Here is a 643-nt window from a genome sequence, read left to right on the forward strand (position 1 = left end):
TCCTGTTCCAACTGTATTTTCGTCCTGATTGTTTCCTTTTAAGGCCATCATACCCATTTTCAAAATAAGCCTTGTACCAATTGTAAAATGTGGTCTTGTTCACTTTGAGCTGTTTCAAAGTTCTGATGACGCCTAAGTCAGATTGTTCTACCAGACGAATGATCTCGTATTTTTCTCTTTGACTGTAATGCATGTATCTCTTTCGTTTTAATCTTCCCCATTTAAGTTTTTTTTCAAGTCTCGATTCTTTAACGAAAGTTCTGCAACCAGTTCCTTTAGGGAACGGTTTTCATCTTTCAGCTCTTTTACCTCAGAGGTGTTTGCCTCACGCATGGTATCACCATTCAACCTTCTCCTACCGGCTTCCATGAAATCTTTGCTCCATTTGTAATACAAGGCTTGAGAAAGCCCTTCTTTACGGCATAGCTCTGCAATGGTAGTTTCACCACGCATTCCATCAATGATAATTCTGATTTTTTCCTCTGAAGAGTAGGTCCTTCTTGTTTTTCGCTTTAGCTCACTGATCAGTGAGCTGGCATTCTTCTTTTTAGGCATTTGTCTTGCTTTTAAAGGTTATTAAAAATATTAAATCTATATCTTAGATTTAACCCTTTAAAAGTTCACTTTTTGCTGACACTATACA

General features: G+C 37.3%; 2 protein-coding genes. Both read right to left on the bottom strand.

What is annotated here, in order from left to right:
* The coding region (locus tag J1G40_RS18365) for a helix-turn-helix domain-containing protein (RefSeq protein WP_414855674.1) at positions 1-193 on the bottom strand (193 nt) is incomplete at its 3' end.
* Between the two features lie 14 nt (positions 194-207).
* The gene (locus tag J1G40_RS18280; RefSeq protein ID WP_414855675.1) at positions 208-555 is read right to left on the bottom strand and encodes a transposase; all 348 of its coding nucleotides are present in this window, start codon (positions 553-555) and stop codon (positions 208-210) included.
* Positions 556-643 lie beyond the last annotated feature (88 nt).

The organism is Muriicola sp. Z0-33 (assembly GCF_026126425.1).
Classification (GTDB): Bacteria; Bacteroidota; Bacteroidia; order Flavobacteriales; family Flavobacteriaceae; genus JAFMPW01.

Bases quoted from the DNA above. Each gene is read 5' to 3' on its own strand.
- J1G40_RS18280 (WP_414855675.1), bottom strand. From the start codon at position 555: ATGCCTAAAAAGAAGAATGCCAGCTCACTGATCAGTGAGCTAAAGCGA.